At 35.9% G+C, this 3,824-nt stretch carries 2 protein-coding genes and 3 pseudogenes; 3 read left to right on the forward strand and 2 right to left on the reverse strand.

Annotated elements, in window-relative coordinates:
- Positions 1–113 precede the first annotated feature (113 nt).
- Positions 114–1,171: pseudogene (locus H1P_RS31540) on the forward strand (IS630 family transposase).
- A gap of 317 nt (positions 1,172–1,488) precedes the next feature.
- Here the strand turns inward: H1P_RS31540 and H1P_RS31545 are convergent.
- Positions 1,489–1,734 (reverse strand): annotated as a pseudogene (locus tag H1P_RS31545) (peptidase domain-containing ABC transporter); the annotation flags it as partial.
- 189 nt (positions 1,735–1,923) lie between these two features.
- On the opposite strand from H1P_RS31545, the pseudogene H1P_RS31550 reads away from it, so the two are divergent.
- A pseudogene (locus tag H1P_RS31550) lies at positions 1,924–3,107 on the forward strand (IS630 family transposase).
- A 12-nt stretch (positions 3,108–3,119) separates the two neighbouring features.
- On the opposite strand, the gene H1P_RS31555 reads toward H1P_RS31550, so the two are convergent.
- Positions 3,120–3,584, reverse strand: a complete 465-nt coding sequence (locus H1P_RS31555; protein ID WP_144875182.1) for a hypothetical protein — start codon at positions 3,582–3,584, stop codon at positions 3,120–3,122.
- Between the two features lie 13 nt (positions 3,585–3,597).
- On the opposite strand from H1P_RS31555, the gene H1P_RS36830 reads away from it, so the two are divergent.
- A complete protein-coding gene (locus H1P_RS36830) occupies positions 3,598–3,744 on the forward strand; it encodes a hypothetical protein (RefSeq protein ID WP_186376261.1) in 147 nt (48 codons plus the stop codon).
- Positions 3,745–3,824: the final 80 nt, after the last annotated feature.

Raw genomic sequence — 3,824 nt, forward strand, 5'->3', positions numbered from 1 at the left:
TTTTAGGCGAAGAGAAACAAAATATATTCAAGTATTGAATCCTCGCTCCTTCGCCTCAGAGGTAAAACGACTGACATCACGACTTCAGATTTCTGACTTCGTGAAAATTAGCCATCAAAACCGAAGAAGATGCAAAGGTGCGGGAAAGAATATTGATGTTGCTACTTTTAAATGATGGAAAAACTTACCAAGAAATAGCGGATTTTCTGGGAGTTTCTTTAAGGAGAGTAGCCTATTGGTGTGTTCCTGGAGACCCAGATAATCTAGAAACTTTAGAGGATGGAAGAAAAAAAGGTAATTTTAAGAAAGCGACACAAGAATATAGAGAATTACTCTTAGAAGTAGTAGAAAAAGAACCCCAAGACCTAGGCTATGAATTTGGCAGATGGACGGGAAAAAAATTATCAGAACATCTAGAAAAAGAAACAGGTATCAAACTCAGCAAATCACAAATTAGCCGAATATTAGCCAGAGAAAAGTATGTATATATCTGGGGAAAATATAGTCTAGAAGATAAGCAAGACAAAAAAAAAGAGAAGCGTTTCAAGAAAAATTAGCCGAATATTTAAAATTAGCCCAAGAAAAGCCAGAATCCATCCAAATCTGGTTTTGGGATGAGTGCGGGTTTAGTTTAAGAGTAATAAGAAGAAGATGCTGGACTAAGAAAGGAAAGAGAAAAAAAGTCAAAGGTCAAAGGAGAAGAGGAAGAGTCAATCTGATGGGAGGCTTGAGATATAGTGACAAAAAAAGAATATGTTTTGTCATCAAAAAAGGCAATTCCGAAACCTTTTATGAACAATTAAAACAATTGACCAATCAAGTGTGTCAAGAATGGGAATCTCAGGGCAATGACTCGAAAGAGTTTCAGGAAAAAGGGCCAAAGATAGTGATTATTTTAGATAATGCTAGCTGCCATAAAAAACCAGAGTTTCTCGATAAAATAGAATCGGAATTACCCAATATTAAATTGGAATTCTTGCCAGCATATAGTCCAGACTATAATTTAATAGAATTAGTTTGGCATTCAGCCAAAGAATATATCGCTCATCGTGAATTTGAAACAAAAGAAGAACTAGAAAAACTAGTTAAGCGACTTTTAAATGAAGGAAAATTAATTATTAATTGGAGTAGGAAGCTAAAAAATCAAGGTAATGCGGTTAATGTCATTTAATTGCGTTTAAGCTTAAGAAAAAAATAGAGCAATTCTTTTCTCTTTAAAGACTTCAGGATTTAGAAATGATAAAAGTTTTCGGAGTCTGACAGAAGATGGATATGAGGGGCGTACAAGCAATTTTTATCGGAGGTTTTGATCGTCGGATTTAGTATGATGAATTTTGATGATAAATTTACTTTTGCAACAGGACTATAAACTAGCAGATTAAACAGACAGGACTTACGCAAATAAACCTTGTTAACACCATTAGGTAGGGTGGGCATTGCCCACCCTACATATATGTAGCTTTTGCAATAGGGCTATAAATTAGTAGATTAAATAGAAAGAAAATCTAAATGCTCTCCAGAAAGAGAGCGTAATTCTGATAAACTGCCTTGTAATTGAGGTTTGCCGTCATCTAGTAAGATAATCCAGTCGGCTTTGGTAATTACTTTGGGTCGATGGCTGATGATAATGGTGGTTTTACCAGAGCGATGAGAGAGCAACTGTTGCAGTACTTGAGCTTCGGTGATGGGGTCTAATGCTCCTGTAGATTCATCTAAAATGAGGATTGGTGGATCTATCATACAGAAAGTTTACTGCTTGTAAGGCTGCTTCTGGAGGAACACCATTATTATTTAATTGTTGAGTAATTTCTCTAGCGGTAAGATTTCCTTGAGTAACTAAAGAACCTAAAAGCGCAGCATAAGCTGTTATGCATTTAAATTAGGTATAATAATGAGGCTAAAGACTAGCGTTCGCTAAAAAAGATGCCAGCGGAAAATCATCTAACATCAGAGCAAAAGGAAAAACTGCCACTAGCTCTAAAAAGAGAAGAAAATGGAGACATTAGAGAGAGAATATTAATCTTGTTATTGCTCAATGATGGCAAAACACAGTCAGAAATAGCTAAATTTATCGGCTGCTCAAAAAACAAAGTATGTTATTGGTGTGTCCATGGTGACCCAGATAACTTGGAGAGCTTGAAAGATGAAAGAATGAAAGGTAATCATCAAAAAGCTACAGAAAAATATCTAGAGATCTTATTAGAAACAATCGAAAAAGACCCAGAAGAATTAGGCTCTGAATTTGGACGATGGTCGGCAAAAAGATTAGCTATATATTTAGAAGAGGAAACAGGAATCTCCTTAAGTGGTTCTCAAGTAAGGAGAATATTAAAAAGAAAAAAGTACCCTAAAGGACTCGGCTTCGCCGTCGCGTTTACTTTTGGGCAAAATATAGCTTAGAGTCCCAGAGAAATTCCCAAAATAGAAAAGCTTTCAAACAGAAAATACAAGAGTATTTTAAAATAGAAAAAGAAAATCCTAATCTTTTGCAGGTATGGTTTTGGGACGAGAGCGGATTCAGTTTAAGAGTCATAAGGCTCAAAACCTGGTGTCTCCCCCGAAAGCGAAAAAAAGTTAGAGGAGATAGAAGAAAAGGTCGAGTAAATGTCATGGGTGCATTACGATACTCAGACAAGAAAAGATTTGTAGACTTTCTCGACAAAAGCAATAGTAAAAATTTTTATAAAGTTCTAAAAATATTTTATCAGGAGATAATTAATGAATGGATTGAAGCAGGAAATAAAAGAGAAGAATTTAGCGAAAAAGGAGCAAAAATAGTAATTATTATCGATAATGCTAGTTTTCATAAAAAAGAAGAATATATCGAAAAAATAGAAACAGAAATGCCCAATATACATTTAGAGTATTTACCAAAATATAGTCCAGATTACAACTTAATTGAATTAGTGAGGACAAGACTGGCGAGGTCTCCTCGCCAGCTTGATATGTCCGTTTGGCATTCAGCCCAAGAATATATTGCGGGTAGACTCTTTAAATCAATTGAGGAATTAGAATTTATGTTACATCAGCTAGAAGATGAAGGTGGATTGATTATCAAATGGGGACGAAAACTTAAAAATAAAGGTAATGCTGTTATCACAGTTTAAATGCATAACAGCTTAAGCACTATGAGTAAACTTATAGGTTTTGTGTTTTGTTCCTACTTGAAAACCCGTTGCTAAAGGTTCAAATTTGAGTTCGGGACGAAATCTGACAATGTCTGTTGCTGGGAGAGTTAAGGGCATATGATAATCTATCATCTCTTCCATAACTACTTTAAGATCGCAAGCATCGGTGAATTGTCTGGTTTCATGGATACGATAACCATCTTTCCAGCGTTCAGTAGCAATACAGGGACTGATTAATTGAATGGTACGCTGAACCATATTCAACAGAAAGCCGATGGTAGTGGTAATCGAACCTGAAGATAAATCAAGTACTGGTTCGGCAATATCTTGGTTTTTGTTTCTGGCTCTTCCCGCATTTACCTTGGGTTGTTCTGTTTCCATTTCTTTGTGGCGCAATTCCAAACCAGTAAAAGCTAATTCTCTGGGGGTAAATTGTCGATGCACTTCTGAAAGCATCTTCAGAGAAAGAATGGAAAAGCGATTGTGTAGCTGTCCTTTGGCTTCGGATAACTTGAGAAATTCTTTAGTTCTGGCAGGGTTTTTTAAAGCTTGGGCGGTAGTAGTTTGGGGAAATACCCCTAAAATATCGTGGAAATCCCGACAAAACTTTTCATAATCGGGATTATCTAGGGTTTGCTGAATAACTTGACAACCTTGAGCAAATAAAGGTTACAAGGATTTTGGGCGCAGCAAAAA

The organism is Hyella patelloides LEGE 07179 (genome assembly GCF_900659865.1).
GTDB lineage: Bacteria > Cyanobacteriota > Cyanobacteriia > Cyanobacteriales > Xenococcaceae > Hyella > Hyella patelloides.